This window comes from Mycolicibacterium sp. P4_G11, assembly GCF_056555145.1.
The window spans coordinates 14,664-34,356 of record NZ_JBFUJW010000001.1; the positions used below are offsets into that span (position 1 = coordinate 14,664).

General features: G+C 68.3%; 18 protein-coding genes and 1 pseudogene. 12 read left to right on the plus strand and 7 right to left on the minus strand.

Annotation, left to right across the window (positions count from 1 at the left end):
• The first annotated feature begins 39 nt into the window (after nt 1–39).
• Together AC1U2B_RS00095 and AC1U2B_RS00100 are read left to right on the plus strand one after the other, a co-directional pair.
• Complete coding sequence (locus tag AC1U2B_RS00095) at nt 40–1,110, plus strand: glycerate kinase family protein (protein ID WP_480215217.1); 1,071 nt, start codon at nt 40–42, stop codon at nt 1,108–1,110.
• A 45-nt stretch (nt 1,111–1,155) separates the two neighbouring features.
• Entirely contained in the window at nt 1,156–1,524 is a 369-nt protein-coding gene (locus AC1U2B_RS00100; RefSeq protein WP_043399648.1) for a HesB/IscA family protein, read from the plus strand.
• A 32-nt stretch (nt 1,525–1,556) separates the two neighbouring features.
• Here AC1U2B_RS00100 and AC1U2B_RS00105 read toward each other — a convergent pair whose 3' ends face one another.
• Nucleotides 1,557–2,039 (minus strand): Rv0361 family membrane protein, encoded by a 483-nt coding sequence (locus AC1U2B_RS00105; protein ID WP_480215218.1) that lies wholly within the window; start codon nt 2,037–2,039, stop codon nt 1,557–1,559.
• A gap of 74 nt (nt 2,040–2,113) precedes the next feature.
• Between AC1U2B_RS00105 and AC1U2B_RS00110 the strand changes: the two genes are divergently transcribed.
• Nucleotides 2,114–3,088, plus strand: a complete 975-nt coding sequence (locus AC1U2B_RS00110) for a carbohydrate kinase family protein (RefSeq protein WP_260941183.1) — start codon at nt 2,114–2,116, stop codon at nt 3,086–3,088.
• 84 nt (nt 3,089–3,172) lie between these two features.
• Here AC1U2B_RS00110 and asnB read toward each other — a convergent pair whose 3' ends face one another.
• Nucleotides 3,173–5,128 carry an asparagine synthase (glutamine-hydrolyzing) gene (gene asnB / locus AC1U2B_RS00115; protein WP_480215219.1) on the minus strand — a complete coding sequence of 652 codons (1,956 nt, stop codon included), beginning with the start codon at nt 5,126–5,128 and terminating at the stop codon, nt 3,173–3,175.
• A gap of 138 nt (nt 5,129–5,266) precedes the next feature.
• On the opposite strand from asnB, the gene ctaC reads away from it, so the two are divergent.
• From ctaC to AC1U2B_RS00135, 4 genes are all read left to right on the plus strand, one after another.
• Nucleotides 5,267–6,307: an aa3-type cytochrome oxidase subunit II gene (gene ctaC / locus AC1U2B_RS00120; RefSeq protein ID WP_071289421.1), complete on the plus strand. Its 1,041-nt coding sequence runs from the start codon at nt 5,267–5,269 to the stop codon at nt 6,305–6,307.
• 10 nt (nt 6,308–6,317) lie between these two features.
• Nucleotides 6,318–6,737: a cytochrome c oxidase subunit 4 gene (locus AC1U2B_RS00125; protein ID WP_043399640.1), complete on the plus strand. Its 420-nt coding sequence runs from the start codon at nt 6,318–6,320 to the stop codon at nt 6,735–6,737.
• A gap of 189 nt (nt 6,738–6,926) precedes the next feature.
• The gene (locus AC1U2B_RS00130; RefSeq protein WP_071289422.1) at nt 6,927–7,754 is read left to right on the plus strand and encodes a hypothetical protein; all 828 of its coding nucleotides are present in this window, start codon (nt 6,927–6,929) and stop codon (nt 7,752–7,754) included.
• Nucleotides 7,755–7,790: 36 nt separating this feature from the next.
• Nucleotides 7,791–8,423 (plus strand): DUF2561 family protein, encoded by a 633-nt coding sequence (locus AC1U2B_RS00135; RefSeq protein WP_480215220.1) that lies wholly within the window; start codon nt 7,791–7,793, stop codon nt 8,421–8,423.
• A gap of 409 nt (nt 8,424–8,832) precedes the next feature.
• Here the strand turns inward: AC1U2B_RS00135 and qcrB are convergent, their stop codons facing one another.
• From qcrB to ctaE, 4 genes are read right to left on the minus strand one after another with little or no spacing between them, the layout of a single operon-like run.
• Nucleotides 8,833–10,509: a cytochrome bc1 complex cytochrome b subunit gene (qcrB, locus tag AC1U2B_RS00140; RefSeq protein WP_480215221.1), complete on the minus strand. Its 1,677-nt coding sequence runs from the start codon at nt 10,507–10,509 to the stop codon at nt 8,833–8,835.
• Nucleotides 10,506–11,669, minus strand: coding sequence for a cytochrome bc1 complex Rieske iron-sulfur subunit (gene qcrA / locus AC1U2B_RS00145; RefSeq protein ID WP_064858744.1), 1,164 nt, complete (start codon nt 11,667–11,669; stop codon nt 10,506–10,508). Before qcrA ends, qcrB begins: the two co-directional genes overlap by 4 nt.
• Entirely contained in the window at nt 11,666–12,478 is an 813-nt protein-coding gene (gene qcrC, locus AC1U2B_RS00150; protein ID WP_061003208.1) for a cytochrome bc1 complex diheme cytochrome c subunit, read from the minus strand. Before qcrC ends, qcrA begins: the two co-directional genes overlap by 4 nt.
• A gap of 26 nt (nt 12,479–12,504) precedes the next feature.
• On the minus strand, nt 12,505–13,116 hold the full coding sequence (gene ctaE / locus AC1U2B_RS00155) for an aa3-type cytochrome oxidase subunit III (RefSeq protein ID WP_043403275.1): 612 nt from the start codon (nt 13,114–13,116) through the stop codon (nt 12,505–12,507).
• A gap of 69 nt (nt 13,117–13,185) precedes the next feature.
• On the opposite strand from ctaE, the gene trpD reads away from it, so the two are divergent.
• Nucleotides 13,186–14,277 (plus strand): anthranilate phosphoribosyltransferase, encoded by a 1,092-nt coding sequence (gene trpD / locus AC1U2B_RS00160; protein ID WP_231575724.1) that lies wholly within the window; start codon nt 13,186–13,188, stop codon nt 14,275–14,277.
• Here the strand turns inward: trpD and AC1U2B_RS00165 are convergent.
• A pseudogene (locus tag AC1U2B_RS00165) lies at nt 14,215–16,077 on the minus strand (DEDD exonuclease domain-containing protein); the annotation flags it as partial. The gene trpD and the pseudogene AC1U2B_RS00165 overlap by 63 nt on opposite strands.
• Before the next feature lie 82 nt (nt 16,078–16,159).
• Here AC1U2B_RS00165 and AC1U2B_RS00170 point away from each other — a divergent pair.
• The 4 genes from AC1U2B_RS00170 (at nt 16,160) to AC1U2B_RS00185 (ending at nt 19,693) form a co-directional block, all read left to right on the plus strand.
• A complete protein-coding gene (locus AC1U2B_RS00170) occupies nt 16,160–16,399 on the plus strand; it encodes a hypothetical protein (protein WP_043987105.1) in 240 nt (79 codons plus the stop codon).
• A 154-nt stretch (nt 16,400–16,553) separates the two neighbouring features.
• Nucleotides 16,554–17,696 (plus strand): peptidoglycan hydrolase RipC, encoded by a 1,143-nt coding sequence (gene ripC, locus AC1U2B_RS00175; RefSeq protein ID WP_480215222.1) that lies wholly within the window; start codon nt 16,554–16,556, stop codon nt 17,694–17,696.
• 302 nt (nt 17,697–17,998) lie between these two features.
• The gene (locus tag AC1U2B_RS00180) at nt 17,999–18,508 is read left to right on the plus strand and encodes a hypothetical protein (RefSeq protein ID WP_480215223.1); all 510 of its coding nucleotides are present in this window, start codon (nt 17,999–18,001) and stop codon (nt 18,506–18,508) included.
• Between the two features lie 18 nt (nt 18,509–18,526).
• Complete coding sequence (locus AC1U2B_RS00185) at nt 18,527–19,693, plus strand: glycosyltransferase family 4 protein (RefSeq protein ID WP_480215224.1); 1,167 nt, start codon at nt 18,527–18,529, stop codon at nt 19,691–19,693.

Sequence of the window (19,693 nt, forward strand, 5' to 3'; positions counted from 1 at the left end):
CGTCATGCACCCGAGCCCAGGGCGGCTTAACCTGCTTCGATGAGAGTCCTCGTCGCCCCCGACTGTTACGGCGACAGCCTCACTGCCGTGGAGGCCGCGGCGGCGATCGCCGCGGGCTGGGCGGTCGCGCGGCCTGCCGACACCCTGGTGCTGGCCCCGCAGTCCGACGGTGGTCCCGGCTTCGTCGACGTCCTGGCCGAACGGCTGGGCGGTCTGCAGACGGCCACGGTGCGCGGCCCGCTGGATCGCGACGTCACCGCGCAATGGGTGCTGCACGAGGACACTGCCTATATCGAGTGCGCGCAGGCCTGCGGGTTGGCCCTGCTCGGCGGGCCGCCCACCGTGCGGACCGCGCTCGACGCCGGCAGCTTCGGGGTCGGACAGCTGGTGGACGCCGCGCTGGTGGCCGGGGCGCGGCGTGTGGTCGTGGGCCTCGGCGGCAGTGCCTGCACCGACGGCGGCCGGGGGCTGGTCGAGGCGCTGGGCGGGCTGGCGTCCGCGCACCGCAGGCTGGCCGACACCGACCTGATCGTCGCCTCGGACGTCGAGCACCCGCTGCTGGGGCCGATGGGTGCCGCGGTCGTGTTCGGTCCGCAGAAGGGGGCCGATCCCGCGACGGTGACGCTGCTCGAGCAGCGCCTCACGGCGTGGGCCCACGAACTCGAGTCGGTCGCCGGCCGCGACGTCGCCGTCGAACCCGGAGCCGGCGCCGCGGGCGGCCTCGGGGCGGCGCTGCTGGCGCTGGGCGGACGGCGCGAATCCGGCGCGACGGTGATCGCCGCCCACACCGGGCTGGCCGACGACCTGGCGGCCGCCGACCTCGTCATCACCGGCGAGGGCCGGTTCGACGACCAGTCGCTGCACGGCAAGGTGATCAGCGCCCTCGCCGCAGGTGCTCGGAGACACGGTTCGCCGGTCCTGGTGCTGGCCGGGCAGGTGACGCTGGACCCGTCCGCGCTGGCCGACGCCGGGGTCGAGACGGCCCATTCGATCACCGACCACGCCGGTTCGGTGGAGCTCGCCATCGGCGACGCGGCCAACCAACTGACCGGACTGGCTGCGGCTGTCGCCGCTGGAGTCGGGAATAACGGCCGGACAAGGTACCGTTGAGAGTGCCTGGATACTGCCAGGCAATCGATGCACCAGGGAGAAGCAATGACTGTTGAGGAAGCGACCAGCACCGGTACCTCGACCGAGACCCACGGCGTGATCCTGAGCGACGCCGCGGCCGCCAAGGCCAAGGCCCTGCTGGATCAGGAAGGCCGTGACGACCTTGCGCTGCGTATCGCCGTGCAACCGGGCGGCTGCGCCGGCCTGCGTTACAACCTGTTCTTCGATGACCGCACCCTCGACGGTGACCTGACGGCCGAGTTCGGTGGCGTCAACCTCACCGTCGACCGGATGAGTGCCCCCTACGTGCAGGGCGCGACCGTCGACTTCGTCGACTCCATCGAGAAGCAGGGCTTCACCATCGACAACCCGAACGCCACCGGCTCCTGCGCCTGCGGCGATTCGTTCAACTGACCTAGCCGACCGTGCTGGTCCGGCGGCCTCTCCTACAGGGACAGCATCACGATCTTGTCGATCGACGTCACATCCGCCTGACCGAACTGCTTGCGGAACGCATCACTGGCCAGATTCGCCACGGTGAAATCCGTGGCGTGGTCCTTCACACCGTCATACAAGCCGCACAGCGCGTGCCGCGCCACCGCTTGCTTGTCCTGCTGCAGCAGCGCGTTCAGATAGCCCTGGATCGCAGACTTGGCGGTGGCATCGGTCAGGCCGCGGTCGCTGGTGCTGCGGACCGTGAAGATGATTCCGCCGATGACCGCAATGACCGCAACCACGGCGCCGACGACCAGCAGGATTCGCTTCTTGTTGTTACCGCCGCCCGACGGGTACTGCACCGCCGGTGGCAGCGTCGTCGGATAGGCCGGAGGTGGGCCGGCGGAAGGTGCACTGTAGGGGGCACCGTAGGTGGAGTTCCCCGGACCCGGCTGCGGGGGAATCGATTCCGGGTACGGATATGCGCCGTCCATGTTGTCCACAGGCTAGCGCACCCGGGCGGGCGGACCGGTCCGGCTACTCCGGGTGCGCTAGGTAAGCTCGCCGAATGACCATTGCCGTGACCGGATCGATCGCGACCGACCATTTGATGCGTTTCCCCGGCCGATTTGCCGATCAGTTGCTGGCCGAGCACCTGCAGAAGGTGTCGCTGAGCTTCCTGGTCGACGACTTGGTGGTGCACCGCGGTGGCGTCGCCGGCAACATCGCCTACGCCATCGGCATCCTGGGCGGCAGCCCGACGCTGGTCGGCGCGGTGGGTAAGGATTTCGACGAATACCGCGGCTGGCTGACGGCGCACGGCGTCGACTGCTCGCAGGTGCTGGTGTCCGACTCCGCCTACACCGCCCGGTTCGTTTGCACCACCGACGAGGACATGGCGCAGCTGGCGTCGTTTTATCCCGGTGCCATGTCCGAGGCGCGCAACATCAAGCTGGCTGATCTCGTTGCCGCCCAGGGCGAGCCGGAGCTCGTGATCGTCGGGGCCAACGACCCTGAGGCAATGTTCCTGCACACCGAGGAATGCCGGAAGCTGGGTCTGCCCTTCGCCGCCGACCCCAGCCAGCAGCTGGCCCGCCTGTCCGGCGAGGAAATCCGTCGCCTCATCGACGGCGCCGCCTACCTGTTCACCAACGACTACGAGTGGGACCTGCTGCTGCAGAAGTCCGGCTGGTCCGAGGCCGAGGTGATGAGCCAGATCGAGCTGCGGGTCACCACGCTGGGGGAGAAGGGCGTCGACATCGTCGGCCGCGACGGGTCGTTCATCCACGTCGACGTGGTGCCCGAGAACGAGAAGGTCGATCCCACCGGCATCGGTGACGCCTTCCGGGCCGGCTTCCTCACAGGCCGCGGCGCCGGCCTGAGCCTGGAGCGGGCCGCTCAGCTGGCCTCGCTCGTCGCCACGCTGGTGCTCGAGGCGCCGGGTCCGCAGGAATGGACCTGGGACAAAGCCACTGCGCTGCCGCGTCTTTCGGCCGCGTTCGGGGCCGAGGCCGCCGACGAGATCGCCGCAGCCCTGGGCTGACAACAACTCGCGCCGAGAGTGCGGGAAGTGGCCGAATTCAAGCCGAATTCGCGGTCATTTCCCGCACTTTCGGTGTATTCGGGGTCAGAGCTCGACGGGGTAGACGGGCTCGCTGATCTGCGGCGTGACGCTGCCCTCGATGAAGATGGCGTGCCACAGCATGAAGATCAGCACCGTCCACAGCCGGCGGCTGTGATCGCTGACGCCGTTGCGGTGCTCCTCGAGCATCTGCCGCACGGCGTCGAGGTCGATCAGGTCCCCGGTCTGCGACGCGTTGACCGTCGCGTAGGCCCACTCCAACAGCTCACCGGAGCGCAGCCAGTGCCGGATCGGCACCGGGAAACCCAGCTTCGCGCGGTGCAGCACATGGGCGGGCACGATGGGCTCAAGGGCCCGCCGCAACGCGTATTTGGTCGTGGTCCGGGTGATCTTCTGGTCGTACGGCAGCCTGGATGCGACCGCGAAGACCTCGGGATCGAGGAACGGCACCCGCAGTTCCAGTGAGTTGGCCATGGTCATCTTGTCGGCCTTGACCAGGATGTCGCCGCGCAACCAGGTGAACAGGTCCAGGTGCTGCATGCGCGCCACCGGATCCCAGCCGGCGGACTCGGCGTAGATCGGCGCCGTCACATCGGTGTGGGTCCACTCCGGATTGAACTGCGCCAGGGTCGCCTGCAGCTGCTCGTCCGAGAAGCTGCGGGCGTTGCCGTAGTAGCGCTCCTCGAGCGTCAGCGACCCGCGGTGCAGCAGGCTCTTGCCGCGCATACCGTCCGGCAGCGACTTGGACGCCTTGCCGAGCCCACGCCGCAGCCCGCGCGGGACGCGGTCGAACGCCTTGAGCGACAACGGTTCCCGATAGATGGTGTAGCCGCCGAACAACTCGTCGGCGCCCTCGCCCGAGAGCACGACCTTCACGTGCTTGCGGGCCTCGCGGGCGATGAAGAACAGCGGCACCAGTGCCGGGTCGGCCACCGGCTCGTCCAGGTACCAGACGATCTCCGGCAGCGCCTCGACGAACTCGGCCTGGCTGACCACCTTGGTCACGTGCCGCGCGCCGATGGCCTCGGCGGAGGCGACGGCCACGTCGACCTCCGAGAATCCTTCGCGCTCAAAGCCTGTGGTGAACGTGATCAGTTTCGGGTTGTGCCGCATCGCCAGCGCGGCGATCGCGGTGGAGTCGATACCGCCGGACAGGAACGCGCCGACGGTCACGTCGGCCCGCATGTGCTTGGCGACGGAATCCTCCAGCACCGCGGTGATTTCGTCGTACCGGGCCTGCTCCTGCCCTGTGACAAATGGCACAGCGGCGAACTTCGGCTTGAAGTACCGCGTCACCTCGGGCTGCTGGCCGGGCCGGATCCGGGCGTAGCTGCCCGATTCCAGCCGACGGATGCCGCGCTGCAGCGTCTCGGGTTCGGGCACGTACTGCAGCACCGTGTAGTGCTGGACGGCGCGTTCGTCGATGCTCAGGTCGATGCCGGCGCGGGCCGCCAGATCGAGAATGCACTTCTTCTCGCTGCCCACGATGGTGCCGCCGGGGCCCGTCGCCAGGTACAGCGGCTTGATGCCGAACGGGTCACGCGCGCAGAACAACTCACGGGTCTGCGTGTCCCACAGCGCGAAGGCGAACATCCCGCGCAAGCGGCCCAGCGCCGCCGTGCCCCAGTAGTGGTACGCGGCGACGATCGCCTCGCTGTCGCCCTCGGTGGCGAACTCGGCGCCGAACTCGGCCCGCAGTTCCTCGCGCAACTCGAGGTAGTTGTAAATCTCGCCGTTGAACACCAGCGCATACCGGTCCGGAGACTCCGGCGGGCCCCAGCGCAGCGGCTGATGGCTGTGCGCGATGTCGATGATCGAGAGCCGGTTGAAGCCGAACACGACGGTGTGGTGGCCATCGGTCGGATCGCTGTCGTCCGCCCACGCCCCCGACTCGTCCGGACCGCGGTGGCGCATCGGATGCGTGGCATCCGAAACCGCGTTCACCAGGTCAGTGGAATGGTCGGCAAGAGGGTCGGCCAGATAGGCCAGCAGTCCGCACACGGCGCCAGTATGCCTGTTCAGGCGGGTGAACTCAGAACTGGCGCTGCCGATTGGCCGGTCGCTTCGCTCGGCGCCATGGGCGTGGTCTACGCTGCGTAGTATTCGACCGGCTTGACCGACCTCTAGGAGGGCCTCAACGTGACCGCTCGCGGGCTCCGTTTGGTGGCGTTGTCCGCCATTCTCGGCGCGTCGACGCTGCTGCTCAGCGGATGCAGCTGGCAGACCGTATTCGGCTTGGGCTGGCCGGAGGGTATTACCCCCGAAGCCCATGCGAACCGTGACCTGTGGGTCTGGTCGGTCATCGCCTCGTTCGTCGTCGGCGCCATTGTGTGGGCGCTGATCTTCTGGGCGATGGCGTTCCATCGCAAGAAGAAGACTGACACGGAGCTGCCTCGCCAGTTCGGCTACAACATGCCGCTGGAACTGGTGCTGACCGTCGTGCCGTTCCTCATCATCTCGGTGCTCTTCTACTTCACCGTCGTGGTGCAGGAGAAGATGATGGACCACAGCAAGCCTGCTGAGGTCACCATCGACGTCACCGCGTTCCAGTGGAACTGGAAGTTCGGCTACCAGAAGGTGGCCTTCAAGGACAACACCTTCTCCTACGACGGCGCAGACGCCGCTCGCAAGGAAGCCATGAAGTCCAAGCCCGAGGGCAAGGACGCGCACGGCGAGGAGAAGGTCGGCGCGATCCGCGGTGAGAACCCCGAGGACCGCAGCTACCTGAACTTCGACAAGGTCGAGACCATCGGCTCCAGCACCGAGATTCCGATCCTGGTCCTGCCGAAGGGCAAGCGCATCGAGTTCCAGATCGCGTCGGCTGACGTCATCCACGGCTTCTGGGTGCCGGAGTTCCTGTTCAAGCGGGACGTCATCCCGAACCCCGAGGCCAACCACTCGGACAACATCTTCCAGGTCACCGAGATCGAGAAGACCGGTCCGTTCGTCGGCCGCTGCACCGAGATGTGCGGCACGTACCACTCGATGATGAACTTCGAGGTGCGCGTGGTGGAGCCGGAGCAGTTCAAGGCTTACCTGCAGTACCGCATCGATCACCCCAAGGCGACCAACGCCGACGCGCTGGTGTCGATCGGACTGCCGCCGGTGGCCCAGACGACCCATCCGTTCGACACTCGCCGCGGCGAGCAGGCCGGCTCGCCGGCTCAGGCGAGCAAGTAGGGGATACGCAATGCATATCGAAGCCCGACTTTTCGAGATTCTGACCGCCTTCTTCGCCCTGGCGACCGTCGGCTACGGCGCGCTGACCGCGCTGTACGCCAACGGTGGCGTGGAGTGGGCCGGCACCACAGCGCTGGTGCTGACCACCGGTCTGTCGCTGATCATCGGCACGTTCTTCCGCTTCGTGGCCCGTCGTCTCGACACCCGGCCCGAGGACTACGAAGACGCCGAGATCTCCGACGGCGCAGGCGAGCTGGGCTTCTTCAGCCCGCACAGCTGGTGGCCGTTGCTGATCGCGCTGTCGGCCTCGACCACTGCGGTCGGTATCGGCCTGTGGCTGCCCTGGCTGATCGTCGCCGGTGTGTGCTTCGTGCTGGCCACCGTCGCGGGCCTGACGTTCGAGTACTACACAGGCCCCGAGAAGCACTGACATCTACGGACCCTGTGACCTGATCGCTCTGCGGTCAGGTCACAACCGTATGTCAGATGGTCCTGAAGGCGGCCTCCTCACGGCCACGCCGGGCCCATGTTGGGTAATGTCTGCCGGAGCGCTGGAATGTCGCCGCAAGCGGTGTTCCTCAGCTGCAGCGACACAGCGGTCGAGAGGGATTAGGCGTACGTGAGCGGGTCACATTCCCCGGGCTCGGATGATGCGGCCCGGGAGACATCGGGCGTCGGTGAAGGCACCGGCGAAACCGAGATCTATTCGCAGGCCTACTCTGCGCCCGAATCCGAGCACTTCACCGTCGCTCCGTACGTGCCGCCCGAGCCGGGGCTGTACGACTACGACAGCTACGAGGCCAAATCCGACACCACCGACGACGCCCCGCCACCGCGGTGGCCGTGGGTGGTCGGCGTCGTGGCGATCATCGCCGCAATCTCGTTGGTGGCGTCGGTCGCCATTCTGGTGACCCGCAACACCAGCTCGGAGAACGTGGCGACGCCGTCGACGAGCACCACGTCGGCGCCCCCGTTCCAGGACGAGTTCACCACCACGACTCCGCCGCCGCCTCCGTCGACGACCACCGAAGCACCTCCGCCGCCGCCACCCCCGCCGCCTCCGTCGACGGTGACGGTGACCCAGCCGCCGCCGACGTCGGAAGAACCGCCGCCGCCCCCGCCGCCCAGCAGCGCCGCGGCCGCGCCGCCGGCGACGACGTCCGCGCCGCCGACCGGGCCGCGGTATGTCACGTACCGGATTTGGGGCACCAAGGCGCCGCTGGACCGTATTTCGGTGACCTACACCGACGCCGCGGGACGCCAGCGCACCCAGCAGAACGTCTACATCCCGTGGATGATCACTCTGACACCGATCTCGATGTCAGATGTGGGCTCGGTCCAGGCGTCCAGCCTGCTGCGGCTGAGCCACCTGAATTGTTCGATTGTGACCAGCGACGGCCAGACCCTGGCCTCGCAGACAAACGATGATTGGCAGACGAGCTGTTAAATGCCGTACAACGCTGAGACTTCAACCCGGTCGCGTGTGACCGGCGGCAGCCCCGAGCAGTTGGACCGTCTTCTGCTCGGTGGCTGTGTGGCCCTGTGGCTGGCGGCCCTCGGCGCCGGCGTGGCGGCCGTCGTCGCGCTGGTGGACCTCGGTACCCGGCACCCGTCGGGTGCTCCGGCGGCGCACACCCCGTGGCTGCTTTACTCCGTCATCGGGGTGTCCGCGGCGGTGATCGTGGGCGCCATCCCGCTGTTGTTGCGGGCCCGCCGCGGCGGGGCAGCCCCGCTGCCGCTGCTCGGGGGCGGGCCGTCCGCCGAAGACCGCAGTCCTGCCGGCGAACCCCCGCAGAGCGCGCTGCGATCCTTCGACGATCCGGTGGTACGGCGCTACTCGGTATCGCCGGCGACCAGCATGGTGGGCTTTCCGGTAGCCGCGGTGGATCAGCTGTGGCTGCGCTGCACGCTCGGGATCGCCGCCGCCATGGGCGCCGCGACGTTGTTCGTCTTCCTGGGCGCGTACATGCTGGCCGACCGCCACGACGAGCTGGCCTGGATCCTGTACGGCCTCGCAGTTGTCCTCACCGCGGCCATGGTCGCCATTCCCTGGTACTGCCTGCGTGGTCTGCACGCAGTGCTGGAGGCTTCTGCCGAGGACGCCCGCACGGCTTAGTGATCGGCGAAGGCGGTCGTTGCTGACATCGCCGAACGGTCGCGGGAAACTACGCCTGGCACAGCCATTTTCGTCGATCCCGGTGCTGAGTTGTCGTCCGAATCAACTGCCATGATCCAGGTCTGACCACCGAGAGCAACGGGGTGGCGGAATTCTGCCCGATTCTCCGCCACCCAGTTGCTCTCGCGGATGCAAGTCGCCAAGCGCCCCGACGCTCGGGGGATCACTGCGTCCATGGTGAACAGGGGCGGAAGTCGACCGGGGATGTCCGTATGTCGAGGGCCGTCACAAGATCGGCCTGTCCGCCCGCTGGCGATCTCGCGAGTTCAGCACCTGGATCGGTGCGGGTTCGCGCCGTCACCCAGCTGAGTCTGCCCTGAGGGCGTACAGCACTCGACATTTCCCGCCCTCAGGGCGGAGTCAACGGCGAGAGAATCCGGTGGGGTAGGGGAGTGGACCCCGAAAACGACTTCGGCCCGGTCTGGTGGAAACCAGACCGGGCCGCAACCGTATCCTTGTGCTCGGCGGCGTGTTCGGCGTCGGCGAGGGCGGCTTGTTCGACGGCAGAGTCGGCGAACAGGAAGCTACCGGTGCCGGGCGAGCCGGCCGATCCGAGCTTGTTCATGCGCTTGGGCAGTGCGGCACCCTGGTACTCCAGCGGGATCGGGTGGCCGTGGTCGTCGACCGGGCCCAGCGGCTGGTGCAGCTCGACGTACGCGCCGTGCGGCAGCCGCTTGAGGATGCCGGTCTCGATACCGTGCTCGAGAACGGCGCGGTCGCTGCGCTGCAGGCCTACACACCAGCGGTAGGTGAGGTAGTAGACGATCGCGGGCAGGACGACCATGCCGATGCGGCCGATCCACGTGGTGGCGTTCAGCGAGATGTCGAACTTGAGCGCGATGATGTCGTTCATCGCGGCCAGGGTCAGCACCATGTAGAACGCGATGGCCATGGCACCGATGGCGGTGCGGACCGGCACGTCGCGCGGACGCTGCAGCAGGTTGTGGTGCGCGTCATCGCCGGTGAACTTCCGTTCCAGGAACGGCCAGGCGATCAGCAGACCGAACACCACGCCCATCAGCAGGGCGACGCCCATCACGGCGGGGATGGTGTGGCCGAAGGGGTAGAACTCCCAGGCCGGCCAGATACGGGCCAGGCCTTCGGTCCACATCATGTAGAAGTCGGGCTGGCTACCGGCGGACACCTGCGAGGGCTTGTAGGGGCCGAGCTCCCAGATGGGGTTGATCTGCAGCAGGCCGCCCATGATGCCCAGGACGCCGGTGACCAGCGCGAAGAACGCGCCGCCCTTCATCGCGAACACCGGCATGACGCGCACGCCGACGACGTTCTTCTCGGTGCGGCCGGGGCCGGGGAACTGGGTGTGCTTCTGGAACCACACCAGCGCCAGGTGGGCGCCGATCAGGGCCAGGATGATGCCCGGGATCAGCAGGATGTGCAGGGCGTACATCCGCGGGATGATGATGTTGCCGGGGAAGTCGCCACCGAACAGTGCCCAGTGCATCCAGGTGCCGATGACCGGGATACCGAGGGTGATCGAGGAGAGCGCGGCGCGCAGGCCGATGCCGGACAGCAGGTCGTCGGGCAGCGAGTAGCCGAAGTAGCCCTCGAACATGGCCAGGATCAGCAGCAGCGAGCCGATCATCCAGTTCGCCTCACGCGGGCGGCGGAACGCGCCGGTGAAGAAGATGCGCGCCAGGTGCACCATGATCGACGCGGCGAACATCAGTGCGGCCCAGTGGTGAATCTGGCGGACGAACAGGCCACCGCGGACCTCGAACGAGATCTCCAGGGCCGATTCGTAGGCGCGCGACATCTGCACGCCACGCAGCGGCTGGTAGACGCCGTTGTAGACGACCTCGACCATCGACGGATCGAAGAACAGGGTCAGGTACACGCCGGTGAGCAGCAGCACCAGGAAGCTGTACAGCGCGATCTCACCGAGCATGAAGGACCAGTGCGTCGGGAAGACCTTGTTCAGCTGGCGGCGTACCGCGGCCGACGGGTGGTACCGCGAGTCGATCGCATCGCCTTGTGCGGCAGCGATGTCAGCGAGCTTGGGACTCATGATTTGCGCTCCCAGAATGCCGGTCCGACGGGTTCGATGAAGTCGCCGTTGGCGACCAGGTAGCCCTCTTTGTCAATCGTGATCGGCAGCTGCGCCAGGGCGCGGGCCGCCGGTCCGAAGATCGGCCGCGCGAAGTGCAGCGCGTCGAACTGCGACTGATGGCAGGGGCACAGAATGCGGTAGGTCTGCTGCTCGTACAGCGACGAGGGGCAGCCCAGGTGCGAGCACACCTTGGTGTACGCGAAGAAGTCACCGAAGTTGAAGCTCTCCTGGCCCTGGCGCTTGACCACGCGGCTCAGGTCCTCGGGCTTGATGCGGATGAGCATCACCGGGTTACGCACACCGAGAGCGATGTGGCCGAGCTTCTCGTGCGACTCGAGGGTGGTGCCGTCGCCGTCGGACTCACGCCACGGGAACACGGTCTCCATGCCGCCCGCGTCGAGGTCTTCGGGACGCATCTTCACGAAGGGGGACTCACCCGGCAGGCCGGTGGCCCGCGCCAGGAAGATGGTCTCGCCGTGGAAACGCGGGGTCCAGCCCGACGTCCACAGGACGGCCTTCTTGCCGTCGGCGGTCGGCACGACCGGCTTCCACGGGTTCTTGATCAGACCGCCGATGAAGGCGACCGCGGTGCCCAGGCCGAACGCGCCGAGGCCGACGCCGAGCGACAGGCCGATCAGCTTGCGGCGCTTGAGGGTCGAGCCTTCGAGCGCATCGGTCAGGTTGGCCGCGACGGTGGCGCGATGGACCTCGGGGGAGGCGCCGTCGTGGCGGTCCTGGATCGAGATTTCCTCGGGGATGAACTTCTTCTGGAAGAGCACCGCACCGATGCCGATCGCGAGGATCGACAGACCGAAGGTCAGGCCGTACAGCGGGGTGGCCAGCGAGTAGATGAACTCACCGTCGGACTCGAACGGCTTGTACTCCCACGGCCAGAACAGGAACACCAGCAGCAGGGCCAGGCCGGAGAGACCACCGAGCAGCAGCCAGGCCGCGACCTGACGCTCGGCGCGCTTCTCCGCCTTGGTGCCCTCGACGGGCCAGCGCGGCTCCTTGAAGACGGTCGTGACGCCGTCGATCTTTCCGCCCAGTTCGACGAGTTCTTCGCGCGACATCTCGCGCAGTTCCGCGTCACTGGGAATGTTCACGTTCTCGCTCATGCGCGAGCTCCGATCCACATAGCCGCGCCGATCACGGCGACCATCCCGATAATCCACATCGCCATGCCCTCGGGCGCGGGGCCGAAGCCACCGAGGCCGTAGCCGCCCTGGCTGCGGTGCTCAGCCGACTCGCGGACGTAAGCGACGATGTCGCGCTTCTCTTCCGGGGACAGCTGGCGGTCCGAGAACTTGGGCATGTTCTGCGGGCCGGTGAGCATGGCGGTGTACACCTGCGCCGGCACTTCGGCGGCATGGCCGAGGTCAGGCGCGTACTTGCCCGACGACAGCGCGCCACCCTTGCCGGTGAAGTTGTGGCAGGACGCGCAGTTCAGGCGGAACAGGTCGCCACCGCGGGCGACGTTCTCACCGATGAACGAGTGCTGGTTGATCTGGCCGTTGGCGTCACGCGGAACCTGGGGACCGCCGCCGTTGGCCTGGATGTAGGCGCCGAGGGCGTCGATCTGGTGCTCGTCGAACGCCGGGTCCTTGCGGGCAGCCTGGGCCTCGCCGCGCATGGCAGGCATGCGGCCGGTGGACACCTGGAAGTAGACGGCCGCGTCGCCGACGCCGATGAGGCTCGGGCCGCGGTCCGTCACACCCTGCAGGTTGGCGCCGTGGCACGAGATGCAGGACGTTTCGAACAACTGCTTGCCCGTGCGCAGCAAAGCCAGCTGCGACTCGTCGGCGACCGCGACCTGAGGCCGCGGCGTCAGGGTGGCCGCAAGGCCACCAGCGACTAGAAGTCCGAGCAGCAGCAGCATCGCTGCTGAGAGGCGCCGGTGTAACCGACGACGGGACTTGCTGGTCATCGAACCCCTTCTCATCGACGAGTTGGTCATCGGACGAAGTAGATGGTGGCGAACAGGGCGATCCACACGATGTCGACGAAGTGCCAGTAGTACGACACAACGATGGCAGCGGTGGCCTGGGCCGGCGTGAACTTGCTCATCTTCGTGCGGGCAAGCAGGTAGACGAATGCCACCAGACCGCCGATGACGTGCAGGCCGTGGAAACCGGTGGCCAGGTAGAACACCGAACCGTAGGCACTACCGGGAATGGTGGTGCCGTGCTCGACCAGGTGGATGTACTCGTAGCCCTGGCCCAGTACGAAGAACAGGCCCATGAGGAACGTGATCACGTACCACCGGCGGAGCCCGAACACGTCGCCGCGCTCGGCCGCGAACACGCCCATCTGGCAGGTGAACGACGACGCGACCAGCACCAGCGTCACCGGCACCGCGAGGGCCAGATTGAGTTCGGTCGGCTTCGGCGGCCAATCGCCGCCGGCCTGGGCACGCGCGGTGAAATACATTGCGAACAGGCCAGCAAAGAACATCAACTCGCTGGAAAGCCACACAATGGTGCCGACACTGACCATGTTCGGCCGGTTCAGCGAATGCACCCTCGACGTGATGGCGGTTCCGGAGGTACCTACAGCGCTCGTCACAGCGGTAAGTATGACGCTTTGTAGTTGTTGAACTCCACCCGGGTGCCGACATTGGTCATAATCGGGTTCGTGCCAACCACCGATCCCCATCAGGAACCGATCACCGACGGGCCCCAGTGGCCCCAGATCCTGGGCCGGCTGACCACCGGCCAGAACCTTGCCGTGGGTCAGGCGGGGTGGGCAATGGACCAGGTCATGACCGGTTCCGCGACCCCGGCGCAGATCGCTGCGTTCGCCATCGCGATGAAGATGAAGCGGCCGACCTCCGCGGAGGTGACGGAGCTCGCCGATGTGATGTTGCGACACGCCCGAAAAGTGCCCGCGGACGCGCTCGCGGCGATCGGCACCGATGTCGTCGACATCGTGGGTACCGGAGGCGACGGCTCCAACACCGTGAACCTGTCCACGATGGCGTCGATCGTCGTCGCCGCGTGCGGAGTGCCGGTGATCAAGCACGGGAACCGGGCGGCATCGTCGCTGTCCGGTGGTGCCGACACCCTGGAAGCCCTGGGCGTGCGGATCGACCTGTCGCCGGGAGACGTCGCCCGCTCGGTCACTGAGGTCGGTATCGGCTTCGCGTTCGCCCCGCAGTTCCATCAGTCCTACCGGCACGCGTCGGCCGTGCGGCGGGAGATCGGGGTGCCGACGGTCTTCAATCTCCTTGGGCCGCTCACCAATCCGGCGATGCCGCGGGCCGGTCTCATCGGCTGCGCGTGGGCGGAACTGGCCGAGGTGATGGCCGGTGTGTTCGCAGCGCGCGGCTCCAGCGTCCTCGTGGTGCACGGCGACGACGGGCTCGACGAGCTGACCACCACGACGACGAGCACCATCTGGCGCGTGCAGGCCGGCACCGTGGAGCGGCTTACGCTGGATCCGGCGGCGTTCGGTTTCGCGCGCGCTGACCTGAGCGAGTTGCGTGGCGGTGACGCCACGGCCAACGCGGAGTCGGTGCGTGCGGTACTGGCCGGCCAGGCCGGCCCGGTCCGGGATGCCGTGGTGCTCAACGCCGCGGGGGCCATGGTGGCTCATGCCGGGCTATCCAGCGACGCCCAGTGGGTGCCGGCGTGGGAGCGTGGCCTGGCCCGCGCCACCGAGGCGATCGATTCGGGCGCGGCCGAGCAGCTGCTCGCGCGGTGGGCTCGGTTCACCCAGAAGGTCTGACCGCTGTGCCTGCTGCGCCGCCGCCCGGGCCGACCGGGCGGCGGTGGCCCACTCGGCCCACCGCCCGGCCGCGGTGATCGGCAGGCAGTAGCCCGCCCCTGATTCGGTGTCGGTGTCGGTGCGCACGATGCGCACACCGGGCGCGGCCAGCCAGCGCACGATGAGCGCCACCTCCTCGACGGGCGCGCCGCCCAGCGGCCGCTCCGACGTCAGGATCACCTGCGCCGCAGCGGATATCGCGTCGACGACCGGCATCGGCGGGACGCGCCGCGGCGCGTTGCCTGCGGCCGCCAATTGGCCGTACCGGACCACGACGAGGTGCCAGCCGCCGGCACCGTCGGGCCGGGCGGCCACCAGTTCCGGCAGCGCGGTCAGGGCCCGCAGGCGCTGACCGCGCCACAGTCCGTCGATGACGGTGGCGGCATGGTCCCGGAGCCGTGCCGCGGTCTCGTAGCGACCTTCGGCCGCCAGGTCGTCGATGTGTTTCAGCGCTGCGCCGAGTGCGGAATCATCAACGCCGGCAATGTTTTCCGCGGCCCGGCCGGCGAATTCGGCATACCCTCCGGCGGTGATACCGCGGGGCGCCGGACACGGCGACAGTTCACGCTCCGGGCACTGCGGCCCGTGCTCGGCTGCCCGGGCCAGCCGTGTCGTGCAGGTCCGCACTCCCGTGAAGCGGGCCAGCAGCAGGGCCGCGTCGACGGCGTCGGCATGGGCCCGGAACGGGCCGACGGCCCGGTCGTGCCGCGGAGCCCGGACCACGCTGAAACGGGGGAATGCCTCGTCGGTGAGCACCACCCACCACCATTTGTGCGGAGCCTTCGAGCGCCGGTTGTAGGGCGGTGCGTGCGCGGCGAGCAGCCGGAGTTCGCGAACCCCGGCTTCCAGTTCGTGGGCGCACTCCACGTGATCGACGCGGATGGCCAGTGACGCCATCTCTTTCATGCGGGCGCGCGGGTCGGCTCCGGTGAAGTACTGCCGGACCCGGCGGCGCAGATCGACCGCGGTGCCGACGTAGAGCACCTCCTCGGACGGCCCGCGAAACAGGTACACGCCAGGGGAGTTCGGCAGTGCGTCGGCGAGCTTGCGGTTGCGGCGCTGTGCGCTGGTGACGTCGGGGAGATAGCCGCGCAGCTCGGCCAGCGTGTGCACACCCTGGTTGCCGATGCGCTCCAGCAGCCCGTGCAGCACGTCGACGGTGGCGCGCGCGTCGTCGAGGGCCCGGTGGGTGGGTGTGGTGGTGGCGCGGAACAACCGGGCCAGCTCCGAGAGCCGGACGCTCGGCGCCTCTTCCCGGGTCAGCACGCGGCGGGCCAGCTTGACCGTGCAGAGCACCGGCGGGTTGGGCCAGGGCAGCTGCGCGCGTTCGGCCGCGGCCCGCAGGAAGCCGATGTCGAAGCCCGCGTTGTGGGCGACCAGGACGGCGCCGCGACAGAACTCCAGAAATGCGGGCAGCACCGATTCGATGCGCGGGGCGTCGCAGACCATGGCCGTGGTGATCCCGGTCAGCTGCACGATCTGGGGCGGGATGGCACGACCGGGGTCGATCAGGGTGCCCAGTTCGCCGACGATCTCGCCGCCGCGGATCTTGACGGCGCCGATCTCGGTGATGGCGTCCCAGCCGCCGCCGGTGTCGTCCGCCCGGGCCCGGCCGCCGGTGGTCTCCAGGTCGACCACCACGAACGTGGTGTCACGCAGCAACGCCTCATCAAGATCGAAAGCCAGCTGGTCGGTGGCGCTGCCGGAGCCCATGACGCGACAGTAGGGGCCGGCACCGACAAGAAATCCCATCGATGTCATTCCGTTATCGGGTTGCTGATCAGGCGCACTTTTTGTCGGTGGACGTCGCTAGCGTGCGCCTCAACCGATAAAGGAGTCAGAGATGAAGATGGACAACGGGCCGGTGAAGATCGACTGCGACGACTGCGCGGTGCGTGGTCCCGGCTGTGGTGACTGCGTGGTCAGCGTTTTGCTGGGTGTGCCCGAGACTTTGATGGACGACGAGCGCCGCGCACTGGAAGTACTCGCCGATGCGGGCATGGCGCCGCGTTTGCGGTTGGTGCCGATCGGCCGTCCGAAAGACCAGATCGGGCCCGCGTCAAGTGCTACGGGCGTAGCGTGACGACCCTCACATTGTGATGCTGGTTAACGGGATCGGGGGGCGGGCTGATAGATTGGCCATTCCCGTTGGACAACGCCGATGCCGTTTCGTAACCTATCTGAGACCTCACTGAGTTCGAAGCGGCTCGAACCCGCAGTTGTAAGGACGCGAAATCTTGAGTCTCCACCGCACATACCGCACCATATGCGGTCTTAAACGACCAGTAGCCGGTGCGATCGCGGGGCTCACCATACTTGGTAGCGTATTTGCGGGCAACGTCCTGGCCGATCCGGCGGACGACGCCGTAGCAAAGCTCAACGAGCTCTCGCGCCAGGCAGAGCAGACCACCGAGGCCATGCACGCCGCGCAGCTCGATCTGGACAAGAAGCTGGCCGCCGCGAAGGCCGCCGACACCAAGCACGAGGTCGCCGCCGCGGCCGCGGACGTCGCTCAGGCCGACCTGGCTACCTATCAGACGTCTGTCGACAAGATTGCTGCAGCGCAGTACATGGGCGGCCGGACCGACGGCATCGACGCCATCCTGACCGCGGATTCCCCGCAGGGCCTGATCGACCAGCTCTCCGTCCAGCGCGTGATGGCCAGTGAGATGGCCGCGCAGATGGCCAACTTCCACAGTGCCTCCGACACCGCTACCAAGGCCGAGGCCGACTCGGCCAGGCTCGCCGCCGAGTCCAAGACTGCCGCGGAGCAAGCCGCCGCGGTACGTGCCGATCTGCAGTCCAAGCAAAGCAAGCTGCAGGTGCAGATCGCCATCGTCAAGTCCCGCTACACCGCGCTGACGCCGAGTCAGCGCCAGGCATTGGCGGCCCTGCCGCCGGCCCCGGCCGCCCCGCCGGTACCCGCTCCGGACGCCCTGCCGCCGGCTCCGGGTGACGATCCCGCCATCAACGCCGCAGGCCCCAACCCGCCGGTCGAGGGCGCACCCGTAGTGCCCGACGTCGCCGGCGGTACCGCTGCCGGCGCCATCGCGGTGCAGGCCGCGCTGACCCGCATCGGCGATCCCTACTCCTGGGGTGCGGCCGGCCCCGGCGCGTTCGACTGCTCGGGCCTGGTGATGTGGGCCTTCCAGCAGGCCGGCATCTCGCTGCCGCACTCGAGCTACGCGCAGGCGGCCGGAGGCCAGGCGGTCTCGCGTGACCAGATGCAGCCCGGTGACGTCGTGACCTACTACTCCGACGCCTCGCACGTGGGCATCTACATCGGCGACGGCATGATGGTCCACGCCTCGACGTTCGGTGTGCCCGTGCGAGTGGCGCCCGTCGACAACGCACCGATCTACAACGTGCGTCGCTACTGAGCCTGTCCCGACGTCTGCCACGACGGGCTGTCCTCGGCCTGCTCGCCGCTGAGGCGGCGGTAGCCGTCGCGATACTGAGCCGCGGCCACGCGAACGAGGCCGCCCCGTCGCAGCCCGGGCCGACACCGCCGTCTTCGCCGCCAGCACCGACGACCATTCGCCTGGCCGACGGCCGCACCGTCGAACTCCTGGTCCTGGACCCCGGCTCGACCCTGCCGGGCCGCATCACCGCCGAACTCGACGGCGCGGTCGCCGCAGTCACCGAATTCTGGGGCGACGACTGGCGCCGTCAGATCACCATCGTGACCACCGGTACCGACGAGGAATTCCAGGCACTGGCCGCCGGGCGTCAGGAGTTTGCCGCGGCCACCACCGTCGACCGCATCGTGTTCGCCCCCGGCGCCGCCAAGATGGGGCCCGGCGCGCTGCGAATCGTGTTGCGCCACGAGCTTTTCCACTATGCCTCGCGACCCGTCACGGTCGCCGATGCGCCCTGGTGCCTGACCGAGGGCGTCGCCGACTACGTCAGCCGCCCGCGCACCCCACGCCCCGTGCCCGCCGACATGGCGGTGCTGCCCGGCAACGCCGACTTCCAGGTCACCGGGCCGGCGCTGTCGCTGGTCTATGACCGCGCCTGGTGGTTCGCCCGGTTCGTCGGCGGGCAGTTCGGCGATCCGGTCCTGCGCCGGCTGTATCTGGCCGCGTGCGGCGTCGATCATCCCGACCTCGACACCGCACTGGCCGCCACCCTCGGCATGGATCGCGACGCGTTGACCGCTGCGTGGCAGCGGTGGCTCGCGGCCCAGGGCTGACGCGATAGCCTGACCGCGATGTCTTCCCCGTCGCCCAGCTCGCCCCGGACATCCCGGGTGCTGCTGCTGACCAACGACTTCCCGCCCCGCCGTGGCGGCATCCAGTCGTATCTGGAGAGCCTCGTCGGTGAATTGCTCGGCCGCGGGTCGCACGAGCTGACGGTGTACGCCCCGAAATGGAAGGGCGCGCCGGAATACGACCAGGCTGCCGCGGCCGCCGGATATGAGGTGGTCCGCCACCCGACGACGCTGATGGTGCCCGAACCGACCGTCGCGCTACGGATGCGCAAGCTGATCGCCGAGCACGACATCGACACCGTGTGGTTCGGCGCGGCCGCGCCGCTGGCGCTGTTGGCGCCGCTGGCCCGCGACGCCGGGGCGACCCGGGTTGTGGCCAGCACGCACGGCCACGAGGTGGGCTGGTCGATGCTGCCCGTCGCGCGAAACGCGTTGCGCCACATCGGAAACAACACGGACGTGGTGACATTCGTCAGCCACTACACGCGCAACCGGTTCGCCGCGGCGTTCGGGCCCGAAGCCGCGCTGGAATACCTGTCGCCGGGGGTGGACGTGGACCGCTTCGTCCCCGACGAGGTGGCCCGGGCGGAGCTGCGGGCCCGGTACGGGCTGGGGCAGCGGCCGGTGATCGTCTGCCTGTCGCGCCTGGTCCCACGAAAAGGTCAGGACATGCTGATCCGGGCGCTGCCCGCCATCCGGGAACGGATCGACGGTGCCGCGCTGGTGATCGTCGGCAACGGGCCGTACCGCGACGATCTGCAGAAGCTCGCGCAGCGCTACGACGTCACCGACCATGTCGTGTTCACCGGCGGGGTGCCCGGCGACGAGCTACCGGCCCACCACGCGATGGCCGACGTCTTCGCCATGCCGTGCCGCACCCGGGGGAGCGGCCTCGATGTCGAAGGGCTCGGCATCGTCTTCCTCGAGGCCTCCGCGTGCGGCGTTCCCGTGGTCGCCGGTGACTCCGGCGGCGCACCGGAAACCGTCGTGGAAGGAAAGACCGGCCACGTGGTCGACGGTCGCGACGTCGCCGCGATCGCGGCCGCCATCGGCGACATCCTCGCCGACCCCGACCGGGGCGCCGCGATGGGCGCCGCCGGCCGTCAGTTCGTCGTCGACAACTGGCAGTGGAAGCTCAAGGGCGAGCGGCTCGCAGAGTTGCTCTAG